The 2,274-nt window shown below is 40.8% G+C and carries 1 protein-coding gene and 1 pseudogene; both read right to left on the bottom strand.

The window, feature by feature from the left end; all coding sequences use genetic code 11:
• Positions 1 to 716: 716 nt before the first annotated feature.
• A pseudogene (locus CAG68_RS22590) lies at positions 717 to 929 on the bottom strand (transposase); the annotation flags it as partial.
• Between the two features lie 259 nt (positions 930 to 1,188).
• Positions 1,189 to 2,274, bottom strand: a 1,086-nt coding sequence (locus tag CAG68_RS20150) for a hypothetical protein (RefSeq protein ID WP_161441571.1), incomplete at its 5' end; no start/stop codon positions are given.

Here is a 2,274-nt window from a genome sequence, read left to right as displayed (position 1 = left end):
CTTTCATACCTCTAATTTTTTCTTCAACAACTGATTGCACAGCCGAAGCTGCTTCTACATTATCTTTATTCATTCCTGACTCTTAAATCATGGCTAAGTTAAATTTGTCTATCTCTGCGTTCCTACGGGGTGTTAGAGCACCAATCAACGATAGCATCGTGCCTCGGTTAACGATCGCATTATTGTATTATTTCCAGTTAGTGAACATTCCCTTCAGCTTACTCATGTGGTCTCGTCTATACTATATCGCCATAGGCTTTTGGGTTGGCGAAAAGGTCGACCTTTTGGTGTCAACAAAGCCTCAACACAACGGATAGTTGAGCGTTGGTTTTACAAAGAACTGGATGCTCGATTAATTAAAGGAAAATCAGCAAGCTACCGCCCTCACGTCACCAAAGCTTCATGTATCTGACAATGCTATCACAGAAGTGATTATTTACTATACATTCAGATAGACCAACCAGACGTAACTTGCAAGAGTAAGGCTAAAAGTAAACTGCCCATCTGATCTAACTGACGTTGAGGCAAAAGTTTTTCGGTGTAGAAAACACGAAGCGTACGCTGTGAATTATATATGGATCTAGTTTCGCGGTAGGAAGTAAGATGGCATCTCCTCTTTACTAACACATTAATTGAGTGTGGTACCTGCACAAGATTGCTAGAAGAGATTCAGTTGTCATAATTTCAATTCAAGTTATAACTCTAATCCCTCTTGCTCATACGATTGTGGCTCGATGTGCAAAGAACCGAGCGGCTTCCTTTAATATATTTCTTTCTTGCTCTGCTCGTTTTAATTGACGTTTAAAGCGTGCTACCTCCGCTGGGAGATCGTCGTCTTGTTTACGCTTTGCTGAAGGCTTTGAGAACTTTGACACCCATTTATAAAGCGTCTTTCCAGATACCCCTAGTCGCGCTGCAATATCATTGAGCGAGTATCCATGTGTGCCACTTGATTAACTGCTTGGACGATGTTATCAACATAACAATTTCTCATGTTACCTTCGATTAAGGGTAGATTTACCCCTGATAGGGGGTAAAAAGAAGTTTACCCCCTATCGGGGGTAAAACACAGCAAGCTATGATCTTCAATTGACGCTGATGACATCTCCTCCTTACTAACACATTATTGGGTGTGGTATCTGCACTAGGCTACTAGAAGAGATTTTGTTGTCATAATTTCAATTCAACTTAACGCTCCAATCTCTCTTGCTCATGCGGTTGTGGCTTCGTTAGTTTTTTAAGAACCCGCCTCAAACCGTCTTTTTTCACAAGTGATGTTTTATGTGCTTCATTTCTAACCAAGCGCGATTTCAGCTCATCTTTCAATTTCGGTTCGGAAGCTATAACGTCAAAAGCTCGACTAAGTTCGAGATAGCTATCCCGCTGTCTTTCTGCGAGCTTTCCAGCATGTTCAAGCGGTGTTTCAATTGCTCGATTTGCTGTCTCGTGGATACGGATACTTCGTTTGAGGCTTTCGATAGCCACTGTAACGCTTCGACTGAGGCTTGGTATTCCTGCTGAATGTTCTGATGTGTCTGAATAATTTCGTTCAGGATTGTTTTGCGTTCGTGTTGATACTGTTCTTGGATTTCTTTTATCGTGTTCAAGTAAAACTCGTTCTGTGTCTCGATCATAGCGAGTAAATGCTCGTTTGAAATCTGCTGATTCTTCGTCAATGACGTAATTTGTGAAGCTAATTGCTTCTCGATGTCGCTCATATTCTATTTTCCCTTCTAGCAAAAAACTCATCCATTCTTGGATAAACTTTTGTTGTTGTTCGTGATACTGTTCTAACGCTAACCTTGCGTTTCGTTCAGTTAGTGCCTTTCTTTCTTCAATTTGCTTAACCATCTCAAAACCTTTTAGAGATGGGTTGAACTCGGGTATTTGTGCAAAATTAACGTGAGGTTGCGGTATGTAAAAAGATGGCGTAGCTGTCCAACGGGAGTTCAAAGGTAAGTAATGCACTTTGCTCACATTGAACTCGGGCTTACTTTTGTGTAATCCATAACGTCTGTTGTTGTAGTTAGCTCGTTTAATAATCGCTTTATTGAGTTGGTCTTTTAACGCCTCTAGTCGACTTTGTTTGCTTTGTAATGGCTCACTGGACTGGGTTAAGGAGTTTCTAGAACGAAACTGATCAGTAAACACAAAACCATGAAGACGCACGTTCTTTTTGTCTTTAAAGTGCAAACGGACGAAGTTGCTCGATTCACTAACATGGGTAACCCCGACCATTTCTTTAAACTTATTGCTACTTAGTGCTTGTATAAT

Source organism: Vibrio sp. V42_P2S4T144, from assembly GCF_009904715.1.
GTDB lineage: Bacteria > Pseudomonadota > Gammaproteobacteria > Enterobacterales > Vibrionaceae > Vibrio > Vibrio alginolyticus.
This window is presented reverse-complemented; position numbering and strand designations above follow the sequence as displayed.